Annotated in this window: 20 protein-coding genes and 5 pseudogenes; 16 read left to right on the top strand and 9 right to left on the bottom strand. The window is 60.2% G+C overall.

Translation table 11 applies throughout. From position 1 onward, the window contains the following. Positions 1-497: pseudogene (locus tag AWB82_RS27625) on the bottom strand (FAD-binding protein); the annotation flags it as partial. Between the two features lie 711 nt (positions 498-1,208). Between AWB82_RS27625 and AWB82_RS27620 the strand changes: the two are divergent. Further along, positions 1,209-2,501, top strand: coding sequence for an integrase domain-containing protein (locus AWB82_RS27620; protein ID WP_200818214.1), 1,293 nt, complete (start codon positions 1,209-1,211; stop codon positions 2,499-2,501). Positions 2,502-3,210: 709 nt separating this feature from the next. On the opposite strand, the gene AWB82_RS27615 is transcribed toward AWB82_RS27620, so the two are convergent. The 3 genes from AWB82_RS27615 to AWB82_RS37335 form a co-directional block, all read right to left on the bottom strand. Then, positions 3,211-4,767, bottom strand: a complete 1,557-nt coding sequence (locus AWB82_RS27615; protein ID WP_235023466.1) for an integrase catalytic domain-containing protein — start codon at positions 4,765-4,767, stop codon at positions 3,211-3,213. 254 nt (positions 4,768-5,021) lie between these two features. After that, the gene (gene istB, locus AWB82_RS27610; RefSeq protein WP_086972505.1) at positions 5,022-5,846 is read right to left on the bottom strand and encodes an IS21-like element helper ATPase IstB; all 825 of its coding nucleotides are present in this window, start codon (positions 5,844-5,846) and stop codon (positions 5,022-5,024) included. Beyond that, positions 5,843-6,547: a Mu transposase domain-containing protein gene (locus AWB82_RS37335; RefSeq protein WP_143756882.1), complete on the bottom strand. Its 705-nt coding sequence runs from the start codon at positions 6,545-6,547 to the stop codon at positions 5,843-5,845. The genes istB and AWB82_RS37335 overlap by 4 nt, the downstream gene beginning before the upstream one ends. Positions 6,548-6,587: 40 nt before the next feature. Between AWB82_RS37335 and tnpA the strand changes: the two genes are divergently transcribed. The 8 genes from tnpA to AWB82_RS27570 all read left to right on the top strand — a co-directional run bounded on the left by tnpA (position 6,588) and on the right by AWB82_RS27570 (position 15,017). Beyond that, complete coding sequence (gene tnpA / locus AWB82_RS37750) at positions 6,588-7,007, top strand: IS66 family insertion sequence element accessory protein TnpA (protein ID WP_159462632.1); 420 nt, start codon at positions 6,588-6,590, stop codon at positions 7,005-7,007. Then, entirely contained in the window at positions 7,001-7,348 is a 348-nt protein-coding gene (gene tnpB / locus AWB82_RS27600) for an IS66 family insertion sequence element accessory protein TnpB (protein WP_143756880.1), read from the top strand. Before tnpA ends, tnpB begins: the two co-directional genes overlap by 7 nt. 50 nt (positions 7,349-7,398) lie before the next feature. Then, the gene (gene tnpC, locus AWB82_RS27595) at positions 7,399-8,934 is read left to right on the top strand and encodes an IS66 family transposase (protein ID WP_086972503.1); all 1,536 of its coding nucleotides are present in this window, start codon (positions 7,399-7,401) and stop codon (positions 8,932-8,934) included. Positions 8,935-8,948: 14 nt separating this feature from the next. After that, the gene (locus AWB82_RS27590) at positions 8,949-9,437 is read left to right on the top strand and encodes a hypothetical protein (RefSeq protein WP_086972502.1); all 489 of its coding nucleotides are present in this window, start codon (positions 8,949-8,951) and stop codon (positions 9,435-9,437) included. Between the two features lie 419 nt (positions 9,438-9,856). Continuing rightward, positions 9,857-11,620: a Rieske (2Fe-2S) protein gene (locus AWB82_RS27585; protein WP_200818213.1), complete on the top strand. Its 1,764-nt coding sequence runs from the start codon at positions 9,857-9,859 to the stop codon at positions 11,618-11,620. A 426-nt stretch (positions 11,621-12,046) separates the two neighbouring features. Next, on the top strand, positions 12,047-12,322 hold the full coding sequence (locus AWB82_RS27580; RefSeq protein WP_086972500.1) for a hypothetical protein: 276 nt from the start codon (positions 12,047-12,049) through the stop codon (positions 12,320-12,322). A gap of 345 nt (positions 12,323-12,667) precedes the next feature. Beyond that, complete coding sequence (locus AWB82_RS27575; protein WP_235023465.1) at positions 12,668-13,879, top strand: arabinose transporter; 1,212 nt, start codon at positions 12,668-12,670, stop codon at positions 13,877-13,879. 244 nt (positions 13,880-14,123) lie between these two features. Further along, positions 14,124-15,017 (top strand): LysR family transcriptional regulator, encoded by an 894-nt coding sequence (locus AWB82_RS27570; protein WP_062643191.1) that lies wholly within the window; start codon positions 14,124-14,126, stop codon positions 15,015-15,017. Between the two features lie 26 nt (positions 15,018-15,043). Here the strand turns inward: AWB82_RS27570 and AWB82_RS27565 are convergent, their stop codons facing one another. Beyond that, positions 15,044-16,255 carry an MFS transporter gene (locus AWB82_RS27565; protein ID WP_086972498.1) on the bottom strand — a complete coding sequence of 404 codons (1,212 nt, stop codon included), beginning with the start codon at positions 16,253-16,255 and terminating at the stop codon, positions 15,044-15,046. Between the two features lie 173 nt (positions 16,256-16,428). Here AWB82_RS27565 and paoA point away from each other — a divergent pair, with 173 nt between their 5' ends. The 7 genes and pseudogenes from paoA to AWB82_RS38895 all read left to right on the top strand — a co-directional run. After that, positions 16,429-17,172, top strand: a complete 744-nt coding sequence (gene paoA, locus AWB82_RS27560; protein ID WP_268811044.1) for an aldehyde dehydrogenase iron-sulfur subunit PaoA — start codon at positions 16,429-16,431, stop codon at positions 17,170-17,172. After that, positions 17,169-18,128, top strand: a complete 960-nt coding sequence (locus AWB82_RS27555; protein WP_086972497.1) for an FAD binding domain-containing protein — start codon at positions 17,169-17,171, stop codon at positions 18,126-18,128. Before paoA ends, AWB82_RS27555 begins: the two co-directional genes overlap by 4 nt. Beyond that, a pseudogene (gene paoC / locus AWB82_RS27550) lies at positions 18,125-20,319 on the top strand (aldehyde oxidoreductase molybdenum-binding subunit PaoC). Before AWB82_RS27555 ends, paoC begins: the two are co-directional and overlap by 4 nt. A 157-nt stretch (positions 20,320-20,476) precedes the next feature. Then, a pseudogene (locus AWB82_RS38555) lies at positions 20,477-20,719 on the top strand ((R)-mandelonitrile lyase); the annotation flags it as partial. A 589-nt stretch (positions 20,720-21,308) separates the two neighbouring features. Then, a complete protein-coding gene (locus tag AWB82_RS38545) occupies positions 21,309-21,866 on the top strand; it encodes a cyclophilin-like fold protein (RefSeq protein WP_235023464.1) in 558 nt (185 codons plus the stop codon). Between the two features lie 78 nt (positions 21,867-21,944). After that, positions 21,945-22,235 (top strand): annotated as a pseudogene (locus AWB82_RS27530) (amidohydrolase family protein); the annotation flags it as partial. Beyond that, positions 22,225-22,380: pseudogene (locus AWB82_RS38895) on the top strand (hypothetical protein); the annotation flags it as partial. The pseudogenes AWB82_RS27530 and AWB82_RS38895, both read left to right, overlap by 11 nt. A gap of 77 nt (positions 22,381-22,457) precedes the next feature. Here AWB82_RS38895 and AWB82_RS27525 read toward each other — a convergent pair. The 4 genes from AWB82_RS27525 to AWB82_RS27510 are packed head-to-tail and all read right to left on the bottom strand — an operon-like array spanning position 22,458 to position 26,880. Further along, on the bottom strand, positions 22,458-23,783 hold the full coding sequence (locus AWB82_RS27525; RefSeq protein ID WP_062639705.1) for an MFS transporter: 1,326 nt from the start codon (positions 23,781-23,783) through the stop codon (positions 22,458-22,460). A 53-nt stretch (positions 23,784-23,836) separates the two neighbouring features. Then, on the bottom strand, positions 23,837-24,040 hold the full coding sequence (locus AWB82_RS27520; RefSeq protein WP_062639704.1) for a hypothetical protein: 204 nt from the start codon (positions 24,038-24,040) through the stop codon (positions 23,837-23,839). Between the two features lie 48 nt (positions 24,041-24,088). Next, the gene (locus tag AWB82_RS27515) at positions 24,089-25,330 is read right to left on the bottom strand and encodes an ABC transporter permease (RefSeq protein ID WP_235023463.1); all 1,242 of its coding nucleotides are present in this window, start codon (positions 25,328-25,330) and stop codon (positions 24,089-24,091) included. Positions 25,331-25,341: 11 nt separating this feature from the next. Continuing rightward, positions 25,342-26,880, bottom strand: coding sequence for a sugar ABC transporter ATP-binding protein (locus tag AWB82_RS27510; RefSeq protein ID WP_062639703.1), 1,539 nt, complete (start codon positions 26,878-26,880; stop codon positions 25,342-25,344). Positions 26,881-26,885: the final 5 nt, after the last annotated feature.

Raw genomic sequence — 26,885 nt, 5'->3', positions numbered from 1 at the left:
TACTGCTGAAATCCCGCCGGCCCGTAGATGCGGTTCCATTCGAGCAGGCTGTCGAGCGGATAGAAATAGCCGTCGTAACCGACGCGCGAAAGCTCGATCGCCTTGCGCTGCTTGCGGTAATACAGCTCGTTGAACGCGCGCAGCGTGAGGCCGTTGATGAGCGAGACAGGCGGCGTGAACGTTACGCGGCGCGTGTTGCGTTGCTCGACATCGAGCGAGCCGTGGATCGCGTGATCGCCCGCCATGAAGATGCCGCGTCCGAGCGCGGCTCCGCGGCTCGCGCAATCGACCCACGCGACGCAGTATTCATGTTTTGCGTCGTACTCCTCCGACAGATCGAAGAACTCGTCGAGCTTGCCGAAGCGAATGCTCGTCACGTCGATGAGACTCGTGCGGATCGGCATCAGCGAAAACTCGGCCCACAGGATGAGTCCCGTGAGCCCGAGGCCGCCGATCGTCGCGTTGAAGAGTTCGAGGCCCGATTTTGCGTTGTGCATGCCGAGGCTTCATCTGTACGGGTGTTGAAAGGTGCTATCGGAAAAGGCACATTGAAATCGCGAGCTTTCCATCGAACTTCGCGCTCCGAAGGCCCTAATATCCTATCTACCTATCCGCGTCGTCGACGCATCGACCCGAGTGCAGCGCACTCCGTTTGTACCAAGCCTCGCGCTCAATGCGCGCAATCATCTTGGACGGCAGCTTTGCTGCCTACCAAGCTGGCCGTGTCTTGCGGAAACTGAGTTCTACAAGAACCGCATGAACGCTAGCCTTTTCAACAATACGCAAAACCTCATCGACTGAGAACAACCTCGCACGGACAGTGCGAACGTCTACTTTCCTTTCGTCTCCGGCAATCACGCCAAGCCTGACTCACGCGGTCCCATATCGAGGCGATCGCGATGAGCAAGCTCTCGAGACGGGAAATCACTTGCACCATAGGTGCGGATTTCTTCATCCTTTTCTGTCGGCCTGCGCAGCCGAAAACAAAATGCGCAACAAGAATTGCTTGGCTCGACAGGCCATGCCTGCGGTCAAGTAGCCGTGCTTCGGATTCGTCCGGAGTATGGATCATCAGGTCGCAGTGCTTCCCTGAGCCGGGTGAATCGAAAATCTGATCTCTAAGATCCCGGAAAGCAAAGCGTGCAGTATTCCAACCACCCCGGGACGTTCTTTTGATAGGTGAGAACGTCGCCTTTCAGATCAAAGCCGTGAAAATCCAACTCAACTTCTCGACGCTGTTGGACAACTCTGGGCTGCCACAGCGGCTCACGAAAGAACTCGCCGAACTCTTTCAGCACCACCTATCCAAAGCACACAGCAAGACGCGTGTGACCTCGAACGCAATCTCCATCAAAACGCAGACATACCGCGTGCGACATCTCATCGCGGGCTTACGCGAACTACGAAAGGGCGGCTTTGCGCTTCAGTCGCCGTGGAACCTCTCGGAAAAACATATCGCCTATCTGGTTAAGCTTTGGGTTACCGAGAAGGAACAGGCGCCGGGCACCGTCGAAAACAAGCTGACCTATTGGCGCACGCTCGCCGCATGGATGAAAAAGCATCAACTCGTGGGGACCGTCGATGACTACATCAAGCGGCCGGACGGATACCGCCGCTACTATGTGGCTCAGGAAGATAAATCTTGGGAAGCCGCCAGCGTCGACGTCAATAATGTGATCTCCCGACTTTGCGAGCGCGATCGCTGGGTCGCAATCCAGGTCGAGTTGCAGGCCACCTTCGGGCTGCGTGCGCAGGAAAGCATGCTGCTGCGTCCCCTGCAGTGTCTGCGCGTTTCAGGCCACCTGCATGTTATCGACGGCACCAAGGGTGGAAGGCCCCGGCTCGTGCCGATCGACGCCGAATGGCAGTATGAAGTCCTGATCCGCGCTGCAAGGCTCGCCAACCCACGCACGGGGTCGATGATTCCAGAGCCGTGGTCCCTGAAAAAGTGGTATCGCCATTTCTACCACGTCCTGCAGAAGGAGGGCATCACCCGCGGCGGCTTAGGCGTCACGGTGCATGGGTTGCGCCATGCGTACCTTCAGAGAATGTACGAGCAAATTACCGGCGTACCGGCACCCATCAAGCGGGCCGACCACCGGCCGGACCCGGAGCTTCATCAAAGGGCCATGCAACAGTTGGTCGAAGCCGCAGGACATAGCCTCGCAGGAAAGGCGACGGCGTATATCTCGACCTTTGCCACGGCCGAGCGACTATCGCGACCCGTGATCACACCCGAACATGTGATCGCCGCCCTTAATGCCGCAAACGGCGTCAAATCTGAAGCCGCGAAGAACTTAAAGATATCGAGGCAAGCGCTTTATCGCCTCCTCGCCAAGTGCGGGCCTTCGCAAGTCGCTTCATCGGGGGATTCCCCTGCCGTGGATCCACGATCAATTGAAGCGTTTCATGACGACGCGTTTGCGATCGAACCTGCTAACGCGTCCTGTGACAATCCGGTGCCCGGGCAGTTGTCACTGCTTGACGATCGGCCAAGCTAATAGGGGCTAGCGACAATGATCTCGGCTGCATGATTACTGAGCAGAGCGTCGACCGAGCTTGGTCGGCGCCTTGCAGCATGCACGGTCATTGTCTGTAGGGCCGTCCCTTCCTCGTGCGAGCGCTCACGCGGGCGAGACGCGCGTTCGATCCGCAGCAGTCCAGTGATCATGATGGATTGCACCCTCTCCCATAGCCCGCCAAGGCACGCTTCCTTTCATTGATCTGCACTGCCCTGCGTAAGTTAGCGCGTAGAACGGCCCCGTAGCAGAATGACGGTGCTGCTTCTTGTTGGTTTCGTTCCAGCTTGTCTGCAGTGTTGGCGCGCGCGCTCATACATGGCAGAACCCGAAAATCGCTTGCCGGAACTGGCTACACCGAACAACGAAAATTGCATGTGTGGGATCAACAGCAGCGGCTCCATCCTGCGCCTCGCGCGTCGTCGTATCGACGACTATCTACGTGACGGAGACAACGATCTTCGATGTCGAGCATGCGAATCTTGGATACCCTCCTTCTGCTCAACCCGGCGACCAACGCTATCCGGATAGCGCTCGTATCCCAGAATGACCGCGTTTTTCTCCCAGCTTTTTCTCATACGTCGTTCAGAAGCCTCGCCAAGAGGCCCTGCACGGCCCGATTGCTACCGGGACAACCTCCGCTGTATGGCGTCAACTACTGTGGCCGCCCGTGTTGCCTCACGGGATGATGTTACTCCCGGCTAATTGTCACCGACGAATCGTTTGTTGGTGAGGGCTGGCGCTGCGTAGCAGCGCCAGCCCTCACCACTTCGGTGTAGGCGCCGCTGAGTATCCGGGTCACCAGCTCCCTCGCTCGATCCGATCGCCACACTTTCACCCGGCGCTGCAGGGTGCGCAGTTGAGCGCCGGAATACAGGGTGGGAGCCATCGCGGTGAGGCGCTCGTATAGCTGCTTTGCCGTAATGCCGGGCTCGGTTTCGAGCCACCCCTGTATCTTCGGCCAGGTATGTTCGAACGGATCTTCGCGGGTACGCCAGTCATGTGGGACGCGCGCTTTGCGGTGATGCGTCGGTCGAATCTCGCCGGTCTGCCACGCTGTCCCAAGACTCGACAGGAAGTCGGAGAGCGGGACCTCAGTTGCTGTCTTCGTCGGCGCCGGCAGACCGCCAGAAGCACTGCTTTGTGCAACGCGCTGTTGTGCTTCGCGAATTCGATGCAGCAGATCCAATGGATCGAGCCTACGAAACCGCGCGCGAAGGCTACGTTTGGTCGCCTCGGGAATAGATGGGGACCGCAAGACTCGCTCAAGCGGCGTCAACGGAGCTTCATAGCGCTTCGTCACCTTGGCGCCGTGACGAGTCTTCGATTTCAGTTTGAATGACGGCTGGAAGAAGTTGATGTACAGCCGTGACACTTGATAAAGAGAGGCAAGCGTTTTTGTGGCTTCAAGACCTCGTAGCCTGCCGTAGCCCACAAGGCGGCGGACGATGGCGCCATTTTTTTGCTCGACCCACGCTTGATCGTTCTTCTTATAGGCACGCGAGCGCGTCAGCTCGATACCCGTTGCCTTGCAGAAGTCGAAGACAGCCGCGTTCATGAAGGCGCTATCGTTATCGCAGTCCAGACCACGCAACGGAAACGGTAAGGCAGCGCTCACCTGCTCGATGTGCTCAAGAACGAACGCGCCGCTGCGAAACGGCATAGCGAGGCACTCGGTCCAACCCGTTGCGATATCCGTCATCACGAAGCTGTGTACAAAGTCGCCGTCGATCTTTGTACCACCGCAATGCTCAACGAAATCCACCTCGAGATAACCGGGTAGCGGGTCGTTCCAGTCAGTGAAGGTCCTGATCGGCACCGCGCGGCGAATCGCATTGCCGATTCCGCCAGCTCGCCGGCGCTGGCCGCTGAGGGCTTGCTCGCGCACATCCCGCAGCAGCCGATCAATGGTCGCGGCGCTAATCTGCGTGAGCCGCTGACGTAGGTCCTTCGGCAGCGACAGATGACCATGCCGTGTCATCGAGTCAATCAGCGTCGGGATGAGCGCCTTCAGGCGTTTGCCGCAAATTCGGTCAGCAGCCTCCCATAGCGTGATCAGCGCGGCACGAACGTCATCGTCATAGCGACGCTGCGGGCCTGGCTTTGCCTTCGGCGGCTGCGGCTCTCGGCACAACACTCGGATTGCGTGTTTACGATGATAGCCCGTCAATTCCACGAATTCGTCCAAGATCTGGCGCTTGCCGTCCCGGTCGGAGCGGCGGTAACGCTCTCCAACTGCCTCAGTCAATTCCCGTCTCGTTGTCATGCTGAGCCGCCTCGTCATAAGTCGCCCCCGCCAGCCGTCTGACAGGTAGCAAAATACTTGAGGCAACGAGCCTAGCTCGGTAACAAAAAACCTGAGTCAATGCGCCGCCCGGCGACAACTATTCTGGCCGGTTGAAGGGTAGTTTCTTCTGTTGCTAAGTCATAGTTGTCGCTCCCAAGCCGTTGCCTCAAGTTTTTTGCTACCGGCGTCGGCGTAGTTGTCGCTGGTAGTTGTCGTTAGTCGAACGGGTTGTCCGATAGTTGTCGTTGAGCGTCAGGTGGCGACACATAGTTGTCGCGCTCGAATGCGTTTGCCTGTGCAGTCCGGCGACGGTAGCTCTCGACGTTCAGTTCGAACACGGTAGCGTGGTGCACCAGCCGGTCGATGGCCGCGATGGTCATCGCGGGATCTGGGAACACGGAGTTCCACTCGGAGAACGGCTGATTCGCGGTGATCAGAATCGACCGGTGCTCATACCGTTGCGCGATGAGTTCGAATAGGACGCTGGTTTCGGCTTGGTCTTTGCGCACGTAGGAGATGTCGTCGACGATCAACAGGTCAAAGCGATCGAGCTTGTTGATCGCCGATGTCAGTTGCAGGCTTTGTCGGGCGAGCTGCAGACGTTGCACAAGTTCGTCAGCGCGCGTAAAGAACACCCGATAGCCGGCATCGATCAGCGCATGTCCGAGCCCGGCCGCTGCGTGCGACTTGCCGGCCCCCGGCGGCCCGAAGAGCAGCAAATTGGCACCTTTCTCGAGCCACGCATCACCTGCCGCGAGCGCTTGCAGATGAGGCTTCGATAGCATCGGCACCATGCTGAAGTCGAAGCACTCCAACGTCTTGCCAAGTGGCAGATGAGACTCGGTACGATGGCGCTCGATGCGCCGGCGCGAGCGGTCCGCCAGTTCGTGTTCAACCAGCGCCGACAGCAATCGTGTCGCAGGCCAGCCTTCCTTATCGGCGCGCTCGGCGAACTCGGGCCACAGCCGGGTGATCATCGGCAAGCGCAATTCGCCGAGCATCAGGCTCAGGCGTGCGGGGTCGGTGACGGGCACGTTCATGCTGCCACCTGCCTGGCGAGCAGTGAATCGTACAGGCGGCTATCCGGAATCTGTACCACCACCTGCGGCCATGACGGTTCCGGCGGCGCCAGTTCAGAGCGCAAGGCGATAGGATCGGGCAGCTCGCCGGCAGCCAGGATCTGTTCAAGCCGGCTTGCCAGCACAGCCTCGACGCCGTCGCGCGCAGCCAGATCGAGCAGCGTGACCATGGTCTTGCAAGCTTGGCGCTGAGGCAGACGCAGGCTCAGTTCGTCCCAAGTCTGGCGATAGGCTTCGCGCGGAAACAGCGCGTCGCGGAATTGATAACCGGCGAACGCCTGCGGTTTGCGCCGCAAATTCTCGATGAAGTGTCGATAGTCGATTACACGACCCCGGCTGGTTCCCGGATCGCGTTGACCTCGTGGCACCTCTAGAACCTGTGTACCGGCCACGAAACACTCGAGTCGGTCCCGATAGAGCCGCACCTTCAGACGGTGACCAATCAGGCGCGAAGGCGCGCTGTAGAGGATGTTGCGTACGGTAAAGGTACCGTTGCGGGTCACCAGCGCGTCTTCCTCCGTGTAGTCGGTAGTGCGACGAGGTGGCAGCGCACGCAAGGCCTCCCGCTCTACCTGAAACGCTTTGCTGACCCGCCGGTTGCGTCGCAGGACGATGTCGCGCAGTATCCGTCCGCGCAACCCGTCTTGATTGTCCGCATGCACGATGCGAAGGTTTGGCCATCGTACTGGAGGGAGTGATGCGATGGACGATGACGCGGTAGGCCGAGCTGTTGTACGAAGGCGCGCACGACGCCCTCGCCAGGGTGAAGCGTTCTGGCGAGAGATGGTGGCAGCATGGAAGGTGAGCGGCGTGGGCACTCGACGCTTCTGTCGCGAACAAGGCCTTGCCGTCAGCACTTTCGGGTTGTGGCGCAAGAAGTTTGCCGGCGAAACGCCTGCAATGAGTCCGCTGGCTGTGACGGCTGACGCCGCGTTTGTCATTGCTCGCCTCGAAGGTGAGCCTGCGGCGACACCATCATCTGCGTCAGCCGATACGCCATCATCACCGACGCGTGATCGCGTTACGTTATCGATCGCCGGCGTTCGCATCGAAATGAGTGGCGTGCATGCGGAGCGCATCGTGCGCTTTGTGCTTGGCCAGCTTGGCGGTGCACGGTGCTGATCGCCGCTGACGTTCGAGCCTACATCTGCCGCGAGCCGGTCGACATGCGCAAGTCGATCGACACTCTGTCGTATCTGGTCGAACCCCTGCTTGCACAGAAGCCGGCTTCGGGCAACTTGTTCGTGTTCGTCGGCCGTGACCGCACGAAGGTGAAGTGCCTCTATTGGGACCGTACCGGCTTCGCGCTTTGGTACAAGCGGCTCGAACACGGGCATTTCCCATCACCGGCCTCGCTGGCACAACGCGGCTTCACGCTCGCGGAACTCAATGCGTGGGTCGAAGGTATTGAGATTCCGGCGCGCGAGCCTCATCGCGCCGTCACGGTGACGCGCGTGGCTTAAGGGCTGCCCGGAATCGCGCGCAGCGCTCACGAAGCTTGTAAACGTCGCGCATGTTGGGCATCATGGTTGACATGCTGCCCGCCGCCGTCACTGCCGGGGATCTGCCACTGGAGCTCGAGGCTCTGCAAGCCTTTGCACTCGAACAGAACCGGCTCGCGTGCGTGTTATGGGAGCAACTGGAGAGCCTTCAGCATCAGATTGCACAACTCAATCGTGCACGCTTCGGCGCGAGCTCTGAGCGCCTGGCGGGTCAGGCCGAGCTGTTTGACGCCGCCATAGATATGCCCGTTCCTCCGGAGCCTGCGAAGGTTCAAGTCACAGGCCACAGCCGCAAGGGACGCCCCGCGTTGCCAAAGGACTTGCCACGCACACGCATCGAATATGACCTGAGCGACGATCAGAAGGCCGCATTCGACGCGCTTGAGCGCATCGGCGAAGAGCGTAGCGAGACGCTGCATTACGAGCCGTCAAGGCTCACGGTCATCGAACACATCCGCTTTAAGTATGCAGCGAAGAAGGATGGCGAGTCGACCATCGTGACGGCGAGCGCTCAGCCCTCGCCGCTGCCCAAGAGTAACGCGAGCGCGAGTCTGCTCGCAAACATCCTGGTGAGCACCTACGTCGATCATCTGCCGTTGAATCGGCAGGAGATGCGCTATGCGCGCCGTGGAATTCACCTGCCGCGGGCCACGCTGTGCGAATGGAAGCTGGCCGCAGCAGAATTGCTCGCTGCGCTTCTGCCACCGCTGCGTGCGCAGCAGTTGCAGGCGCCGCGCATGCACGTCGACGACACGACACTGCCTTTGCTTGAGAAGGGCCGCAAGACCACCCGCACTGCTCGATTATGGGGCTATCTGGGTGCGGGCCAACGCGAGGAGAACGGCGTTTGGGTAGAACACCCTCCGGCGGTCGTGTTCGAGTTCGCTGAATCGCGCGCGGGCTCGCATCCGCAGGGTTACCTCAAAACTTACAAGGGCTACTTGCAGGCCGACGCATACAGCGGGCACGAGGCCCTCTACGAAACCGGCGACATCATCGCGGTCGGTTGTTGGGCGCATTGCCGCCGTCGGTTCTTTGAAATCGCCAAGACCCAAAGCAAGCCGGGACTCGCGGCACAGGCGCTGCAATGGATCGCCCAGCTATACGCCATTGAGGCGCGAATCAACCATCAAACCCCTGACCGTAAATATGCGGCGCGCCAAGCGGAGACCTTGCCGGTATTAGCGCAGTTCCGTCAATGGTTGGAAGGCAACGTCATCGGTTTGCCGACTCAGGCACCGCTTGCCAAAGCGTTCGGCTACGCGTTACGTCATTGGCAAGCGCTGATTCGCTACACAGAGAGCGGTGTTCTGTTACCGGACAACAACGCTTTAGAACGGCAAATCCGGCCGATTGCGCTTGGAAGAGTCAACTGGACCTTCGCGGGCTCACCGCGAGGCGCTCGTGCGACGGCCACCATGTATTCATTGCTCGGCACGGCTCGCTTAAACGGTTTCGAACCGTATGCATGGCTGAAGGAAACACTAGAGAAGTTGCCGTCGTATCCCGTCAATCGCGTGCATGAACTGCTGCCGCTTGCTTGCTAACCACCCCGACCTTCATGGACATCCTGGACTCCCTTCGGCAGGCGCCCAGCGCCGAGTTATATCGCCTCTATTTGACCATCGGCAAAATGCTCGATGACCCCCGACGCATTCTCGAAGTCCGACAGCGGTTGCACATCGGCATGACTGTCAGATACATCGGTGACGATCCGTTGGGACCGCCTTCGGAAGGCACTATCACCGAGCTGCGACATACGCAAGCGGTCGTACAGGACAACGTGACTCGACGCCGATGGGCAGTGTTGTATGCGGCGATTATCGACGATGCCACCGCAGCCCCAATTCAAAACGAAGCGCCGCCACCGCGCCCGCGTCCCGAAGAGTTCTTCATCGGCGACACCGTGGGATTCACCGACAAGCATCTAAACGAGCGTGTCGGCACCGTCGTCAGGCTGAACTCTAAAACGGCGTCGATCGCCGTGACAGACTCCGAAGGACACTGGCGCGTCTCGTACGGTCTATTACGGAAAATCCTCGATATCTGATTGAAGTCCTGTCAACACGGGATGCGCTGACGGATACGTTTCTCGCCGACGTACGCGGCACTGCCGCACGGACGCAGTTCGTCCCGTCCGACCTTGGGCCGACAATCGGCTAGCGCCTATTCGCTTTCCGATCGATATATGACAGGGCTCGTCGGCTATCGCCTCGCGACCGGTCTCACCTGCCCTGCAGCTACGAAAGTGGATTTCCGTTAGTGTCACAGCGGGCCGAACCTACCGGCCAACTGGCTTGCCGTTACAAAAAGCCGCCGTCACCTTAAGTCGGCGGCGATAGGGAAGCAAGGCGGCAGCTATAGGGATGGCACGACGCCCTTCCCGTCTGGCATGGGAGTATGCTCATACCTCGAGGGAAGTGGATGTCGCTACGACGCCCGGGTAGGGACGCATGTCGGAGTATGCGCATGGATGCACCGAATAGCGAATTCGTGCTCGTGGGAAGCCTTGAAGCGCTGAAAGCGAAGGGGCGGCTTGTCGTGCAACGTTGCAATCGCCCCATCCTTGTCATCTACGACCGCGGGCGAGTCTTTGCCCTCGATAATCGATGTCCACACATGGGCTTTCCGCTAGAGCGAGGGACCGTCGAGGACGGCATCCTGACCTGCCATTGGCACCATGCGCGCTTCGATCTCGAGAGCGGCTGTACCTTCGACCTCTGGGCCGATGATGTACCGAGTTGCGCAGTCGAGGTGCGCAATGGCGACATCTGGGTAGCGACCACGTTGGCTCATTCCGATCCGGCGGCGTACTGGCATCAGCGGCTCGCGGACGGCCTCGCACATGGCCTTGGACTCGTCATCGCCAAGGCCGTGCAGAGACAGCTTGCAGCCGACGTTCCGGCGACCGATATCGTTCAACAGGTCGCGCTGTTCGGAGCGCACAACCGTGACGGCTGGGGCGTCGGTCTCACGATACTGACGACGCTCGCCAATCTCTTGCCGGTGCTGCCAGAAGACGACACCTATCTCGCGTTGTTCCACGGCGCCCGCCATGTGGCAGCAGACTGCGACGCAGAGGCGCCGCGGCGGCACCGTTCGCCGCTTGCAAGCCGGCCGGAGCCAGCCACGCTCAGACGTTGGCTGCGCCTGTGGACCAACGTGCGCCATCGCGAGGCGGCCGAGCGGACTTTGTTGACAGCGGTTGCCGCTGGTCTCTCACCGGCTGTGCTTGCAGATGCCCTGCTGGCGGCCGGAACCGAGCGGACTTTCGCCGACACGGGCCATTCCCTTGACTTCGTCAACAAGGCGTTTGAGTGTCTCGATCTGATCGGCTGGGAGCACGCGGCAACTGTGCTGCCTACGATCGTCGCGCAGATAGTGTCCGCCCGTGGCGCTGAGGAATCGACAGCCTGGCGGCAACCCGTCGATCTGGTCGCACTGTGTGACGCATCAGCCGGAGAAATGTCGCAGCTCTTCCCTGCCGGCCAGGGCTTGCGAACCTGGTCAAATCACGCGACGCTCGCGCGGGATTTGCTTGGAGACGATCCGAGGGAGATCGTCGATGCGCTGAAGGAGGCGATCCGCGTGGGCGCTGCTCCTGCCGACCTGGGACAGTCACTCGCTTATGCTGCGGCGCTGCGCGTGGCGCGCTTCGGCAATGCCAACGAGCACGCGGACTGGGAGACGGCGCATCACGTCTTCACCCATGTTAATGCGCTTCACCAGATGCTCAAGCGGATCGGGACCGCGGGAATGGATGGTTACATTGCGGCCATGCGAGCCATCATGCACGGAGCCATGGCGCTCTACCTTGCGCGTTATCTGAACGTCCCACCGGCCCGCATCCCAGGCGAGGACAACGATCAGCTCGACGACCTTCCCGTAGATGAGAAGGCCATTCGCGCTGCCTTGCTCGAAGCATTCGACCGGCAGCGACAGGTTGATCTCGCTGCAAGGCTGGTCGTGCGGTACCTTACGCTGGGCCACCCGCCAGAATTGCTGATCGCCACGCTGGTCTTTGCGGTGCTGCGCGAAGACGCAGGCTTCCACGCCTATCAGATGCTCGAAGCCGGCGTCCGGCAGTTTTTTGCTTGGGGCAATATTGACGAGGGCCAGCATGTCCTCGTTGCGGTCGCCCGTTATCTCGCTGCCCATTCACCGACTGAGCGCGGGACCCTGCAAACTGCCGACATCGCGCAGCGGTTGATGCGAGGCGGCGAACTGCATTAAGGCAGGCGCTACACCGTTGCGACGGTGCGAATCCGATCCACAGGACGTCATTTATTACATAGTACTCCTAGCTAGTGATGACGATACTATTTAAGCGAAATCTCGTGTGGGAAAACGCTGCTTTGCATTGGCTATAAGGAGAATGAGACTTTGGCCCGGCTGGTTTCTCTTCCACGGCTCCGGTCCCATGTCCTCAAAACGCGCGTCGATATGGCCGATCGAGCTCGCGACAACCGACAAGACATTGACAGTGCGCGAAGAAGACGGGGAGTTATTGATGAACTCAGTTCATAAGCCTATGTACCGTACCGTGTTCAAAAACCGATAATAAGGGTATACGCTTGAGTCATCGCGATGTAGCTGTCAGCCTAGTAGAACCGCTGCGCAACTTCTCGTCAAATATCAACGCATCTTGGAGCGTGTGTCATGAACACCAAAGTATTCGCAACTCTCTTTTTCATCGGTTCCAGTGCATTCGCTGGGTCAGCTTTCGCTAGCGGCTACGGTCCGGCTCCGTTTTACCGGCCGGCGGTCGGTGCGCCGAGCTCACAGCAAGGACCGAGCGCGCAAACAATTGCTGCCGAAACCGCGCACGGCACCGATACGTACGGTTTTGGCAGTTCGCGCGACACGCAGACGCAATCGGGTGCCCGGCGCGTTGAGGGCACAAGCAACACCACTTCGTCGTCGGTCAGTAATTGAAAAGCCTCCGCGAGGCAGGCTTGTCATGTGAACGCCTGGCGTAGAGGTGGGCGCTTGCAGGAGGTTTAACGAGTGTGACTCGCGAGAAAGCGATATTTATCTGGAGCATGATGCCTTAAGCCATTGACAAGGGCCGTCATCGACTTGAACGCGCAGGGCTTCCAATGCGGTAGAAGACCCAAGCGTGGTTCCGACACGGAGCGGATTGTTTGATGACCGCTCTGCCGCCGACCCCGCGCGTTTTATGTCAGGCATGACGTTTCGAGTGGGCCGACGGACCGGGCATGTGAACCCATTTGCTCGCCAATAGTGCACAAGTGGTCAGATCGCCCACGAGAAGAGAGGGTGAAGACAAAGAGCATGTTCGAACCACGTTTAAAGGAATCAGCCGGGCATTCGGCTGTTGTAACCCTATTCCCGATAATGACTGCTGTGCTGGCCGGCTTCCTGATCATTGGCGTGGCGCTCCCCGTACTGCCTCTACATGTCATAAACGATCTCGGATTCGGACCACTGGTTGTTGGACTGGTGGCGGGTGCACAGTTCGCGGCAGCGCTGCTCTCACGTATTTGGGCGGGTTCCTACTCTGACAGGCGCGGTGCAAAGCACAGCGTCTTCGTCGGCCTGCTCGCCGCCGGGGCGGCCGGACTGTTATATCTTCTGTCGCTAGCATTTCTAAAAGCACCCCTGGGTTCTATTGCGATTCTGCTCGTCGGTCGTGCGGTTCTCGGCGGTGCCGAGAGCTTCATTATCACCGGTGGCATCGCCTGGGGGTTGGGTCTCGTTGAAAGGCAGCATGCTGGCAAGGTGATCGCTTGGGTCGGAACTGCGATGTTTGCAGCGATGGCGCTGGGTGGTCCTCTCGGCTCCATTCTTTACACATCATTCGGGTTCGTCGCGATAGCACTGATGACCGCCCTTCTGCCCCTGTTCGTTTTCGCATACGTGAGCCGGACCCCGGCAGCCGCACTGCCCGGTCGCGGACAGCACGCTTCTCTCAGTGCGATCCTCAGAGTTGTTTGGCTGCCCGGTCTCGGCGCGGCGCTCGCCAGCATGGGGTACTGCGCGATTTTGGCGTTCAGTTCGCTTTTCTTCGCGGACATGCATTGGCAGCCGGTATGGATGGCCTTCACCGTATTCGGCGCTGCATTGATCGCGACGCGCACCATCGCTGGGCATCTTCCAGACCGGTTAGGAGGCGCACGAGTTGCCTTTATATTCGTCATCGTGCAGGTAGCGGGCCTCTTAATCATGTGGCTAGCAAAGACAACGCTGCTCGCGTCCCTAGGGGCCGCCCTTTCAGGCGTCGGCTATTCACTCGTCTACCCAGGGCTCGGCGTCGAAGCAGTTCGCACGATCGCATCCAACAATCGCGGTATGGCGATGGGTCTCTATACGGCCTTTCTCGATGTGGCGATGGCTCTGGGCAGCCCCTTCCTTGGATGGGTCGGCGGACATGCCGGCCTGCGTTCAGTGTTCCTAGCCAGCGCCGCGATAGTTGGCTGCGCCGCTGCCGTGGCCATTTTTCTTCAACGTCGACAACACGTGAGTGCATGATCGATCGCAGACTATCGCTATCAAACTCCTCGTCAGATTGTTACCCGTGAACATTGCCTAGGATTTCCCCACAACGAATGTGCAATTCGTTGAAGCGCTTTACATTCATGACCGTACCTGATTAAAGTGGCGAAGCGCCGCTGTTGTCATGACCCCGACTCATAAGTCTGGGTCGCGGTAGCAGCGGGTTCGCGCACGAAGAGTTCGGTGCGCGAGTGATTCGACTACACGGGCGCCTGGCGCAATGGCACGTGAAAACTTTAACGACATCCTCGTCTTTCTCGCAGTCGCGCGGGAGCGCAGCTTTACACGTGCTGCCGCGAAGCTTGGCGTCTCCCAATCCGCACTGAGCCATACGATTCGTGACCTGGAATCGCGGCTGGGCATTCGCTTGCTCACCCGGACGACGCGCAGTGTGTCGATGACCGAAGCCGGAGAGGACCTCTTTCGAACCGCCGCACCGCGGGTCGAGGAAATCGATGCCAAGCTGTCGGCCTTGTCAGAGTCAAGGGAAAGACCTGCAGGCATCGTTCGCATCACCGCCACCGATCATGCGATCGACGCCATCGTTTGGCCGAAGGTGCGCAGGGTGCTGCGCGACTATCCGGAAATACAGGTGGAAATGACAGTCGACTACGGGCTCGTCGACATCGTGGAGGACCGATACGACATGGGCATACGGTTTGGCGATCAGGTTGCCAAAGACATGATCGCCGTGCGCATCAGCGCGGACATTCGTATGTCCATCGTCGGCTCGCCCGCGTATTTTGAACGCCGGCAATTGCCACGCTCACCGGAAGACCTGCTCAAGCACGACTGTGTCGCGCTGCGCCTGACGACGACCAAAGGCCTTTATGCCTGGGAACTTCAGAAAGGCAAGCGTTCGGTTCAAACCCGCGTGAGTGGACAGACCATTTTCAACTCGCAACCGCAAATGATCCGGGCCGCGATCGACGGCTACGGTTTGGCGTTCGTTCCCGAGGACGCCGTGCTACCGCACATCCAGAGCGGTGAATTGCGGCCGGTGATGCGCGACTGGTGCCCGGCATTTCCGGGCCTTCACGCCTATTACCCGAGCCGACGCCAGAGTTCCAAAGCATTCTCTGTAATCTTGGAAGCGTTGAAACAGCCGCTGTAAAGTCGGACTACTGCCTTGGGGCTAGCTTAAACTTGCCCTGCAGCGCGTGACGCCGTCCTATCGACGGTTTCGCATCGAACGCGCGATGCGACCGCCGCCAGCACCGCACCGGCCAGAAGCAGCCCGGCTGAGAGACCAAACGTCGCGCGATATCCGCTGCTGTCGAAAAGCAGACCGCCGAGCGTCGCGCCGAGCGTGATAGCAAGCTGAATAACCGCCACCATCAGGCCCCCGCCGGCTTCTGCATCGCCGGGGAGCGTTTCAGATAGCCACGTGAACCAACCGACGGGTGCTGAGGTAGCGATCAGACCCCACGCGGCCAGCAATACCGCGGTCGTCGCAACCGATTCGCCAAAAAACATTAGCGCGACGGCAATGCCGCTCATAAGGAAGGGAATCGTGATCAACACGCCATGCAGATTCCGTTTGATTATCGAGCCGACGAAAACTGTGCCGCCCAACCCTGCGGCGCCGATCACGAGCAGCATGAAAGACAGAATTGACACGTCCACCTTCGTCACCGTCTCAAGAAAGGGACGCAAGTAGGTGAACAGCGCGAATTGCCCCATAAACAACAGAGCGACAGCGACGACCCCACATAAGACCTGACGGTCGCTGATTATTCGAAATACGCCGCGCCTAGTCTGCGCTTGGCTCTGCACGGGTAGTTTCGGCAAGGTGAGCGCCTGCCAGATAAGCGCAATGGCGGCAAGGGGCACGACGCAGAAAAAGGCGCCTCGCCATCCAATGATCGAGCCAAGGAAACTTCCCGCGGGTGCGGCGACTGCCGTCGCAAGCGCACTGCCGCCCTGCACCACCGCGATCGCACGCGGCACGAAAGCATCGGGTGCGATGCGCATCATCACGGCCGTGGACATTGACCAGCATCCGCCAATTGAGACACCGAGGAGTGCGCGCCCAAGCATCAAGACAGTGTAGGTGGGCGCCACGGCCACGAGAACGCCCGAGGCTACCATCAGCGCTGTCAGCGAGAGAATCACCTTCTTTCGGTCAAAACGTCGCGTCAACGTTGACACAGAAAGGCTCGTCAGAACCGCAAAAAATCCCGACACAGAAATCGCCTGCCCCGCCTGCCCTTCGCTTAGGGAAAGCTCATGTGCGATGGGCGTCAGAAGGCTGACGGGCAAGAACTCTGATGCGACGAGGGCGAAGGCACAGAGCGACATGGAAAGCACAGCGCCCCATACCTGTTTGTTCGATAGGGTGGATCGGGTCATTGGAAAGAAAATTAATGCTTAGATGCGGCGAGAGCGGCGCCTTTGCGAAGCAAAAGGCTCGACCAAGGCGCTAATTTACAGCAGGCTGTCAATGGGATTAACCCATGAAGACTCATCGCGCTTATGAATACGGATCATGAATCGGCCGGCTTAGCGCCCTTATAGTTGGAGCCTTGAGCACGCTCGCCGCCGTGCGCGCGTTTCTAGGAGCGAAAAATATGAACGCTAGTAGCAAGCACGTTGACGGCGTCGCCGCCAATTGCAACGCCGGGGACGACAATCTGAATATCACTCGGCGAAATCTTCTAAAACTGGCGGGAATGGGCGCTGCCACAATCGCCGGCGGTTCGGTGTCGATTTCCGGCATGTCCGCCGAAGCACCTCCGCCGGGTGCCGCCACCGTGCCAGCATCGAAGGTCGCGCTGTATGTAAACGGCGTGCCGCGCGAACTTTCGCTGGACACCCGCACGACGCTGCTCGACGCGCTGCGTGAACAGCTGCATCTAACTGGCACCAAAAAGGGCTGCGATCATGGGCAATGCGGCGCCTGCACCGTGATCGTCGACGGACGGCGCATCAACTCGTGTCTGACGCTTGCTGTGATGCATCAGGGCAGCCAGGTCGTCACCATTGAAGGCCTCGGCACGCCGGCGAACCTGCATCCGATGCAGGCGGCGTTCGTCAAGCACGACGGCTTTCAGTGCGGCTACTGTACGCCCGGGCAGATCTGCTCCGCCGTCGCCGTGCTCGATGAGATCAAGGCCGGTGTCCCCAGCCACGTCAGTACGGACTTGCTGGCTCCTCCCCGTCCGACCAACATGGAAGTGCGCGAACGCATGAGTGGCAACATTTGTCGCTGCGGAGCCTACTCCAACATCGCCGAGGCGATTACCGAGGTCGCGGGAGGTCGGGCATGAAACCGTTCACCTACGAGCGTCCCTCGACGCCTGCCGCCGCCGCAACTGCTGCCCAGCAGACGCCGGGCGCGAAGTTCATTGCTGGCGGAACGAACCTGCTTGATCTGATGAAGTTGCAGATCGAGACGCCGGTTCATTTGATTGATATCAACGGGCTTGGCTTCGATCGGATCGAGACGACGCCCGATGGCGGACTGCAAGTCGGCGCGCTTGTGCGCAACACGGATCTTGCGGCGAATCAGACAGCGCGCCGCAACTATCCCTTGCTCCCGCGGGCATTACTCGCCGGTGCGTCTGGTCAACTGAGAAACAAGGCGACGACCGCGGGCAATCTGCTTCAACGCACGCGTTGCCCTTACTTCTACGACACCAACCTCCCGTGCAATAAGCGCGTGCCCGGCAGCGGCTGTTCGGCGCTTCAAGGAAGCAGCCGGTCCTTGGCCGTGATCGGTGGCAGTAATGCCTGTATCGCCACCTATCCCGGCGACATGGCCGTTGCATTGCGAGCGCTTGACGCGACCATCAACACCGTTCGCGCGGATGGTACGGTGAGAAACATACCCATCGCCGATTTCTACCGGCTTCCAGGCAAGACGCCGCATCTGGAGAACGCGCTGGAACCGGCAGAACTGATCACAAGTGTCACGCTGCCGAAGCCCATTGGAGGCACGCACATTTATCACAAGGTTCGTGACCGCGCGTCGTATGCATTTGCGCTGGTATCGGTCGCCGCAATCGTGCGCAAAGATGGCACGGGCCGGGTTGCGCTAGGCGGCGTGGCGCCGATGCCCTGGCGCATCGAAGCGGCTGAAGCCGAACTTCCGAATGGCGCGCGCGCGGTGATGTCGCGTCTCATGGCGGATGCCAAGCCGACATGCGATAACGGGTACAAGGTAACGCTGGCAGAGCGCACGCTCGACGCGGTACTGACCGAAGCGAAGGAGGTGAGCCAATGAAGTTCGATACCCCCGCCACCAAGAATCCGATCGACCGCCTAAAACACATCGGTCATGCGACGGACCGCATCGACGGACGTCACAAAGTGACAGGCACCGCGACCTATGCATACGAATGGCACGACTCGACCCGCGATCCTGCCTATGGCTTTGTTGTGGGTGCCGCAATCGCGCGCGGACGCATCACGTCGATGAATCTCACGGCCGCGAAGGCGGCACCAGGAGTGGTTGCGATCGTCACGGCCGGAAGTGCCGGTAATTTGACGAAGGGCGACTTCAATACGGTCAAGCTGTTGGGCGGCCCGCAAATTGACCACTATCACCAGGCCGTGGCGCTGGTCGTGGCCAACACTTTTGAACAGGCGCGCGACGCGGCGCAGAAGATTCGTATCGACTATGTCGCCGAGGACGGAAGCTACGACCTTGCCGCAGCGAAAGACACGGCCGGCATGGCGGGGAGCGGTTACTGGGGCGAACCGGCGACGCGCACGGGTGATTTCGATGGCGCATTCTCCCTGGCTCCAATGCGCCTTGATGCGACGTACACCACGCCCGATCAAAGCCACGCAATGATGGAACCGCACGCGTCTATCGCGGCATGGACCGGCGACAAACTGACGCTGTGGACTTCAAACCAGATGATTGCATGGGGAGCAGGCGACGTCGCCAAGACGCTTGGCATTCCCCGCGAGAACGTGCGCTTGATTTCGCCTTACATTGGCGGAGGATTTGGCGGCAAGCTCTTCGTGCGCAGCGACGCGCTGTTGGCCGCGCTTGGCGCAAAAGCCGCGGGCCGTGCTGTGAAGGTCGCGCTCACGCGCCCGCTCATGTTTAACAACACGACGCATCGACCGGCGACCATCCAGCGCATCCGCATCGGCGCAGACGCGAACGGAAAAATCACGGCCATCGCGCATGAAAGCTGGTCCGGTGACCAGCCAAATGGGCAACCCGAGACCGCCGTCGGTCAGACGCGCCTCATTTATGCGGGCGCGAACCGCATGACGGCAATGCGTCTTGCTACTTTGCATTTGCCCGAGGGTAACGCGATGCGTGCGCCTGGCGAAGCGCCGGGCATGATGGCCCTTGAAGTCGCAATGGACGAGATGGCGGAACAACTTAAGATCGACCCGATTGAGTTCCGCAGAATCAACGACACCCAGGTCGATCCGGAACAGCCCGAACGGCCCTTCTCGCAGCGTCAGCTCATCGAGTGCTTCCGCGTGGGGGCCAAAAAGTTTGGCTGGCAGAAGCGTAACGCCCGTCCAGGGCAAGTACGCGACGGCCGCTGGCTGGTCGGCATGGGCACCGCCTCGGCGTTCAGAAACAATATTTCGATGAAGTCGGGTGCACGAGTGAGGCTGGATCGGCGAGGGTTCGTGACGGTCGAGACCGACATGACCGACATCGGCACAGGGACATACACCATCATTGCGCAGACCGCAGCCGAGATGATGGGTCTACCACTCGACAAGATTTCTGTACGTCTCGGCGACTCGACGTTTCCCGTTTCCTCCGGCTCGGGTGGCCAGTGGGGTGGAAACAGCTCAACCGCCGGCGTTTATGCTGCCTGATGAAGCTACGTAATGCAGTGGCCAACAAGCTTGAAATGCACGGTACGGATGTCGTTTTTGCGGATGAGCGCGTACGCTCGGGCGGGCGCAATGTGCGGCTTGCCGAAGCAGCATCTTCCGGCGAAATCGTCGTCGAAGACACCATGGAATACGGCGATCTGGCAAAGCGCTATCAACAATCGACTTTCGGTGCGCACTTCGTCGAAGTCGGCGTCGACGCGGCGACTGCCGAGATCCGCGTGCGTCGCATGCTCGCCGTCTGCGCAGCGGGCAGAATCCTTAATCCTAAGGCCGCCAGAAGTCAGGTTATCGGTGCGATGACGATGGGCGTAGGCGCAGCGCTCATGGAAGACCTCGTGGTCGACAAGCGCTACGGCATGTTCATCAATCACGATTTGGCTGCTTATGAGGTGCCTGTCCATGCCGACATTCCGCATCAGGAAGTGGTGTTTCTTGACGAAGCAGACCCGACCTCCTCGATGAAGGCGAAAGGCGTGGGCGAGCTCGGCATCTGCGGCGTGGGCGCAGCGATCGCCAATGCGCTTTACAACGCTACCGGTGTACGCGTGCGCGATTATCCAATTACGCTCGACAAAATCCTGATGGGAATCGCGTGAGTGCGTCGCGCAGCGCTAGACGACCGATCGCCGCGATCTGTTGTTTCTTGCGTTGCACGCTACCGGCGGTGTCTAGCTCCGCACCGGCGCAGCCCGCAAGCCGTCGGCCGGGCGTCCCATCGAAGGGGTACGCGGACCTCTTTTTTGGAAGAAAAATATGCAACTTAAACGCGCTGGCTCAGAGCCGTCGATCAAAGGACCGGAGGAATGGTTCACAGGTACTGTGCGGATCGATCCGCTCAACGCTCCACACGTGTCGTGCGCGAGTGTGACCTCCGAGCCCGGCGCGCGTACCGCGTGGCATACGCACCCGCTCGGTCAGACGCTCTTGGTGACAGCCGGATGCGGGTGGACGCAATGCGAGGGCGAGCCGCGTATCGAAATTAGTGTCGATGGTGTCGCCCAGACGCACGTCCGGGTCGAAGCGGTCGGCCACGATGTCCCGAATCCGTCGTTAATGTCGAACTAGACCTTATGTCGAGGGTATTCGAGCAGTAACGGAGTGAGCTTGGGCAGCAAAGTGGTCTGAAGGACATGCTCGCTGCGGGTGATCCGCCCATGATGCAGCCTCCCATGTATTACGGAATAGCTAGTCTTATGGCCCTCTAAGCATTTTCCGTGCGCCAACACTCATGGCATGAAAAGTCAATGTCGATGACCATCGCGACCGCTGCCCCGCCAAGCTTTAGTAACGAATTCTCTAACTTGAAAGGTATCGAACATGAGCACGCAGAACATCAGCGATCGCGAAAACCGTGGGTGAGCTAGGCTGGCTTCGCCACCGGCGCACTTTTCTTAAGGCGCTGGCATCCCAGTTGGCCATCGCACTGGGTTCGGCCATGGGTGGCCTGCTGTTCGAGTCGACAGGCTACAAGCACCTTCATGGCAAGTGCTGCGGCGCTGCTGTTTGCGGATTTTCTCGCCTTCATCACCTTCCGTTCGCAAGTCCGGCAGGCGGCGTGAGCCGCGTATCACACTAAGAGGAAGCCATGACCACGAGCCTCGGCGTCGTTCGCAATAGCCAACGCCTGCCGGCCGTAAAGAACCGCCATGCGCATGGCCGGCGGGCTGTGCGGGGGCTTGGCGTACTTTGCGGCCTGCTCGTGCTCGGAGCATGTGACGCGGCCCAGCCTGGCGCGTCAGGCTCGCCCACCACCGTCATCGCCGCCAGTTCCCCAGCCACTGCCCAACCGGAGAAATCTCGGATGTGGATGAACATCGGCGAACACCGCTTCGCCATCACCCTGGCCGATACCGAAGCCGCCCGCGCGTTCGCGGCGATGCTGCCGCTCTCGATCGACATGGCCGACCTCAACAGCAACGAGAAGCACGCCGAGCTGCCAAAATCTCTGCCCACGAACGCCAACCGGCCCGGCACGATACGCAACGGCGATCTCATGCTGTACGGGTCGAGGACCCTGGTCGTCTTCTACCTGACTTTCAACTCGTCCTACTCGTACACACGCCTCGGCCTCGTGGACGACCCCGCTGGCCTGGCCCAGGCGATCGGCAGCGGCATCGTGCGAATCGAATTCGCCAAGAACTAGATACAGGCGACTCCCTTGAAAATACCGCGTCTGTCGCGCCTGCGCGCGGTTCGCGGGATACTGCGTCTTATTCAGAACATGCCCGACTCGGCGGTCATCTTGCAGCGCGACTTTCTGGAAGCCGTCAGCCTATTGCCGAAATACAATCTTTCCTTCGACATATGCATTGACCCGCACCAGTCCGAACATACGATCGAGATGGTGAGCAGATGCCCCTCGGTGTCGTTCGTGCCAGACCAAATGGGCAAGCCCGAGGACAGGGAGAATTGGCTCGGCTCATGGCACGAGTCCATGAGCGAGCTATCGTCGCTGCCCAACGTAACCTGCAAACTCTCAGGCTCATTAACGCAGGCCGATCATGCGACATGGAGCGAAGACCAGGTGCCGCCGCTCATTGATCACACGATCGACCGCTTCGGCGTGGATCGGGCATTTCGGCGGCGACTGGCCTGTGCTGGAACTCGCGGCAAGCTACGGGCAATGGGTCGATATCGTCGACCGCGCCACGCAGCACCTGTTGCACGCTGACCGGCGCAAGATCTTTCGCGAGAACGCCATCAAGACTTATCGCCTGGATCAACCGGCCTGGCCTTATCTCAGTTCATGTGCGACGCGCGAAGCGCCCTCGTTCGGCGTTGCACTGCCAGATGTACGCAAACTCACGCCTCTCGTTTCCGGCACGAACTGCACGAGGACGAGACAAACGACTGCAACCAATGCCACGTAATAAGCGGGCGCGAGCGGTGAGCCGGACGCCTGAACGAGAAGTGTCGCGATGAATGGCGTCGTCCCGCCGAAGATTGCCACCGCGGCCTGGTAGGAGATCGCGTGCCCGGTGGCTCGAAAGGCAGTCGGAAAGAACTCCGGCGCGGCAACAAAGCAGGCGCCTCCATACAGCCCGACTCCCACGGCGAGCAGCAGTTGACCGGCAAGCGCGCCGGCAATCGTTCCGGTTGCCGCGAGATACACGCCGGGATACGCCGCGAACGCGAGCCAGGCAGCGCCGAAGGACAGGACGGGCTTGCGCCCGAGCCGGTCGCTTAATACGCCGCCGAGCGGAATCATGAACGACAGTACGACGATGGCCGCCGCGTTCGTGATGAGCGCCGATGTCGGGTCGAGCTTCGCCACCCGAACCAGGAACGTGTACATGAATCCCAGCAGCAAGTAGGATCCGACGGTCTGTATGGGCTGAATCATCGCCACATTCAGCATGCCCCTGAGGCCGCCTGTGCGGATTGCGGTGCGCAGCGGATTCCTCGAATCGGTTCTGCTAGTCGCCTGTTTGTATTCGTCCGGTTCGTCGAGATTGCGCCTCAGCCAGAACCCGACGATGCCGATAAGCCCGCCCGCCAGAAATGGAACGCGCCAGACCCAATCGGCATACGCGCTTGCACCGGCGGCAAACTGAAGGCCGATCAAGAGTCCCGCCACCAACGCGTTGGGCAGATGCGAGAAAATCAAGGTCAGACCGATCCAACCGCCTCTACGGTCATCCGGCGCCGATTCGAGGATGAAGCTGGTCGTGCCCGTCGTCTCGCCACCGAGTGCGAGACCTTGAGCAACGCGGCAAAAGACCAGCAGCGCGGGCGCTGCAATGCCGATGCTCGCATATGTGGGCAAGAGCCCGATTACGGCGGTGCCGAGCGCCATCAACCAGACGGTCATCGCCATGACTTTCACACGGCCGACCTTGTCCGCCATGACGCCGAACAACAGTCCGCCGAGCGGCCGTGCGAAGAATGCAACCGCATAGACGGCGAACGTACTGAGTAGCGCGGCGGTGCGATCGCTGCCGGGGAAGAAGTGAGCCGACAGAATCGGAACGGAGAATCCGAACACCGCGAAGTCGTAGATTTCGCCGAAGTTGCCGATGGAGCCGGCCGAGAGCGTCCGGATCGAGCTTTGCTTTGTCACCTTTCTTCTCCACAAGCGCTTCTATCAACAAACGCGCTCAACAATGGGTTCTGCTAGATTATTCGGCTGAGACGGAGGATGTCGGGCAGGCCAAAATCGCGCACGTCCGGTCGGGCGAGGCCGCGAGAAAGCGCGACGTCCACTGCGATCTCGTAGGCCACTGACCGTTCCCGCAAGAGCGCGGTCAACCCTTGCGAAATGATCTCCCGGTCGGCAGCCGTCAGCGCATCGGAACCGATGAAACGATCAGTCAGCATCAACGGCTCCGGACGCAACGTGCAATCCGCAACGTGTGCAGACACGGCTTACCGCTTGCGACGCCGCGTACCGCCGACCGTATAGATGGCCGCTGCCGTCACGACCACCGTTCCTTCGATGACGCCCTGATAGTTCGCGCCCAGATTCAGTATGTTGAATCCGTTTGTCAGGGTGAAGAGCAGCAGCGCGCCCGCAAGCGTTTTGATGACGGAGCCTGCGCCGCCAAACAATGATGTGCCGCCAAGAATCGCCGAAGCGATGACAGTCAATTCCGCGCCTTGCATCGCAGTCGGATTGACTGCGCCAAGACGGCTACCGAATAGGATTCCGCCGAAGCCGGCCGCCGCGCTACAGAGAATGAATCCTGCCATCTTGTACCGCTTCACGTTGATGCCCGATAAACGGGCCGCCTCGGGATTGCCACCTACCGCGTACACCCGCCGGCCGACGTTCGTCATGCTCAGAACGAACCAGACGATCAGCGTGAAAACAGCCATGTACACGACGGGCTTCGGCATGGCGAGCGACATCCCGCCGGCCCCGACGAGAGCGAGGCAGCAGACTCCGGCTGCCAGCATGCCGAACGACGTCACCGGGACATTGCGCGATTCACGGCGCGCGCGAACCAGGAAATAGCATCCGGCCAACAGCAGCGTCGCGCCGATGACAATAAGCGGAACGGCTATCGGCAGTCGGCCAGATTCGAAGAGCCGCATCGCCTGCAACGCGTCGGGCGTGTCCACGGATAACGAGCGGCCATCGGTATAGATCTGGACCACTCCGCGAATCGCGGTCAAAGTGCCTAGCGTCACGATGAACGCGTTGATGCCGAGATACTGGACGATCGCGCCATTCAACAGGCCGGCCAAAACCGAGACCAGCATCGCGATGAGCGCAGCCGGCCAGAACCCGACGGTATCCGCGAGCCCGACGACCACTGCGGCAGAAAGCGCCGCCACCGAAGCGACCGAAAGATCGAAGTTGCCGGTGATCAGAATCACCGTCATTGCAACCGCGATGATCGCAACCAGCGACGCCTGATAAAGAACGTTGGAGATATTCGCCACACTGAGGTAACTGGGCCTGCCGGTATAAACCGTGACGCCAGAGATGACCAGGACCAGCAAGATGAGGGCATAGTAGACGCCCATTTCGCGCAGACCGAGTAAGCGCCGCCAGTCCGTCGCGTGTGTCTGCGTCGTCGCGGTCACGCCCTCGGTTGGGCCGCCCGAAGAACCGTTGCCGCCATGAGACGGGCCGGAATGGGTGGAAGTCGTCAGGTTCATCATTACTCACTCTTTCAAGATTGCGCGGCTGCATGTGGCGTGCTCGCCGAGTTTGCACTCGTGCCGCCTGACAGCAGAATCAGTTCGTGCTCGGAGGTTTCGTGGCCCAGGCGCTCGGCGATGCAGCGTCCATCACGCATGACCAGGACCCGACTGCTCACCGCCAGGATTTCCTCGAACTCCGACGATACGACGATCACCGCCTTTCCCGCGGCCGCCAGTTCTCGCACGAGCAACAGAATGTCGGTCTTCGCACCGATGTCGATTCCGGCGGTCGGCTCGTCCAGCAGGAACACCTTTACATCGCTGAACAGCCACTTCGCAATGGTCACTTTTTGCGCGTTTCCACCGCTCAGTTCGGTTACGAGAATGTCCGGCGAGTTCGCCTTGATCGATAAGCGCCGGATGGCCTCTGCGCCTCGCTGCTGCTCTTGCATCCGGTCCGGCAGCCAGCCTCCGCGCGATACGCCATCGAGCGCGGGAAGCGTCGTGTTGCGCCAAATTTCGAAGCCGGGCACGAGACCCTGCGCCATACGGTCCTCAGGCACGAGCGCCAGCCCCGCCTTCACTGCGGACGCCGTCGACTGGCGGAGCAGCCGGCCTTCAACGCGTACTTCTCCCGTGGCGTCCGGGTCCGCGCCGAAAATCGCATGCAGCAGCTCGCTGCGACCCGAGCCGAGGAGGCCGGCAACGCCCACGACTTCGCCGGCCCTGACGCTCAAGGAGATCGGCTCGAGCTTGTCTCGAGACGCGAGGCCCTTCAGTTCCAGCAGCACAGGGGCCGCCGCATCGACGGGCCGCGACGTCGCCTGTTCGAGCGCGACGATCTGCCGGCCGACGATGGCTTCAGCGATACGCGATTCGTCGAGATCACGCGTCTGCGCGTCCACCACCGCCTGCCCATCTCTCAGAATCGTCACGCGGTCCGTGAGCGCGATCACTTCATCGAGAAAATGCGAGACAAATACAATCGCCTTCTTCTCAACTCTCGAAAGATGCCGCACGATGCGATACACCACCTCGCGTTCACTTGCGGCAAGGGACGCTGTCGGCTCGTCCATCACGATCATTTCGGCGCCCGTGCCAAGCGCTTGCAAAATCGCGACCATCTGACGCTGCCCGATGGACAGATCGCTTACCAGACCGTCCGGCTCGAGCCAGTATCCGACGCGCTCGCACAATTCCGAGAACCGCTGCCGTATCTTCGTGTTTCGTCGCCACCGGCCCTCTTCGCCCAGGAATACGTTCTCGAGCACTGAGAGCGTCGGCACGAGCGGAATGTGCTGGTGGATGGTCGCAATGCCCATGTCGTTCGCGGCTTTCGGACTCGAATATTCGACCGCGGCGCCCTTCCAGACGATTCGTCCGCCGGTGGCTGCAAGCGAGCCGGAGAGAATCTTGATGAGCGTCGATTTGCCAGCGCCGTTTGCGCCCAGTAATCCGTGCACCGTACCGCGCGACACTTCCAGATTGACTCCGCGAAGCGCGGTCAGCCCGTTCGGGAACGTCTTCGTCACACCCTCAAGCTGCAACAGCGGGACTTCGTTTGCCATTTGTC

It is taken from the genome of Caballeronia glebae (genome assembly GCF_001545035.1).
Lineage (GTDB): Bacteria > Pseudomonadota > Gammaproteobacteria > Burkholderiales > Burkholderiaceae > Caballeronia > Caballeronia glebae.
This window is presented reverse-complemented; position numbering and strand designations above follow the sequence as displayed.

Coding starts and splice junctions, on each gene's coding strand:
- AWB82_RS27555 (WP_086972497.1), top strand. CDS start 17,169: ATGAAACCGTTCACCTACGAGCGTCCCTCGACGCCTGCCGCCGCCGCA.
- tnpC (WP_086972503.1), top strand. CDS start 7,399: ATGTTGGGCATCATGGTTGACATGCTGCCCGCCGCCGTCACTGCCGGG.
- istB (WP_086972505.1), bottom strand. CDS start 5,846: ATGAACGTGCCCGTCACCGACCCCGCACGCCTGAGCCTGATGCTCGGC.
- AWB82_RS27585 (WP_200818213.1), top strand. CDS start 9,857: ATGGATGCACCGAATAGCGAATTCGTGCTCGTGGGAAGCCTTGAAGCG.
- AWB82_RS27510 (WP_062639703.1), bottom strand. CDS start 26,880: ATGGCAAACGAAGTCCCGCTGTTGCAGCTTGAGGGTGTGACGAAGACG.
- AWB82_RS27515 (WP_235023463.1), bottom strand. CDS start 25,330: ATGATGAACCTGACGACTTCCACCCATTCCGGCCCGTCTCATGGCGGC.
- AWB82_RS27520 (WP_062639704.1), bottom strand. CDS start 24,040: ATGCTGACTGATCGTTTCATCGGTTCCGATGCGCTGACGGCTGCCGAC.
- tnpA (WP_159462632.1), top strand. CDS start 6,588: ATGGACGATGACGCGGTAGGCCGAGCTGTTGTACGAAGGCGCGCACGA.
- AWB82_RS38545 (WP_235023464.1), top strand. CDS start 21,309: ATGACCACGAGCCTCGGCGTCGTTCGCAATAGCCAACGCCTGCCGGCC.
- AWB82_RS27590 (WP_086972502.1), top strand. CDS start 8,949: ATGGACATCCTGGACTCCCTTCGGCAGGCGCCCAGCGCCGAGTTATAT.
- AWB82_RS27580 (WP_086972500.1), top strand. CDS start 12,047: ATGAACACCAAAGTATTCGCAACTCTCTTTTTCATCGGTTCCAGTGCA.
- AWB82_RS27570 (WP_062643191.1), top strand. CDS start 14,124: ATGGCACGTGAAAACTTTAACGACATCCTCGTCTTTCTCGCAGTCGCG.
- AWB82_RS27565 (WP_086972498.1), bottom strand. CDS start 16,255: ATGACCCGATCCACCCTATCGAACAAACAGGTATGGGGCGCTGTGCTT.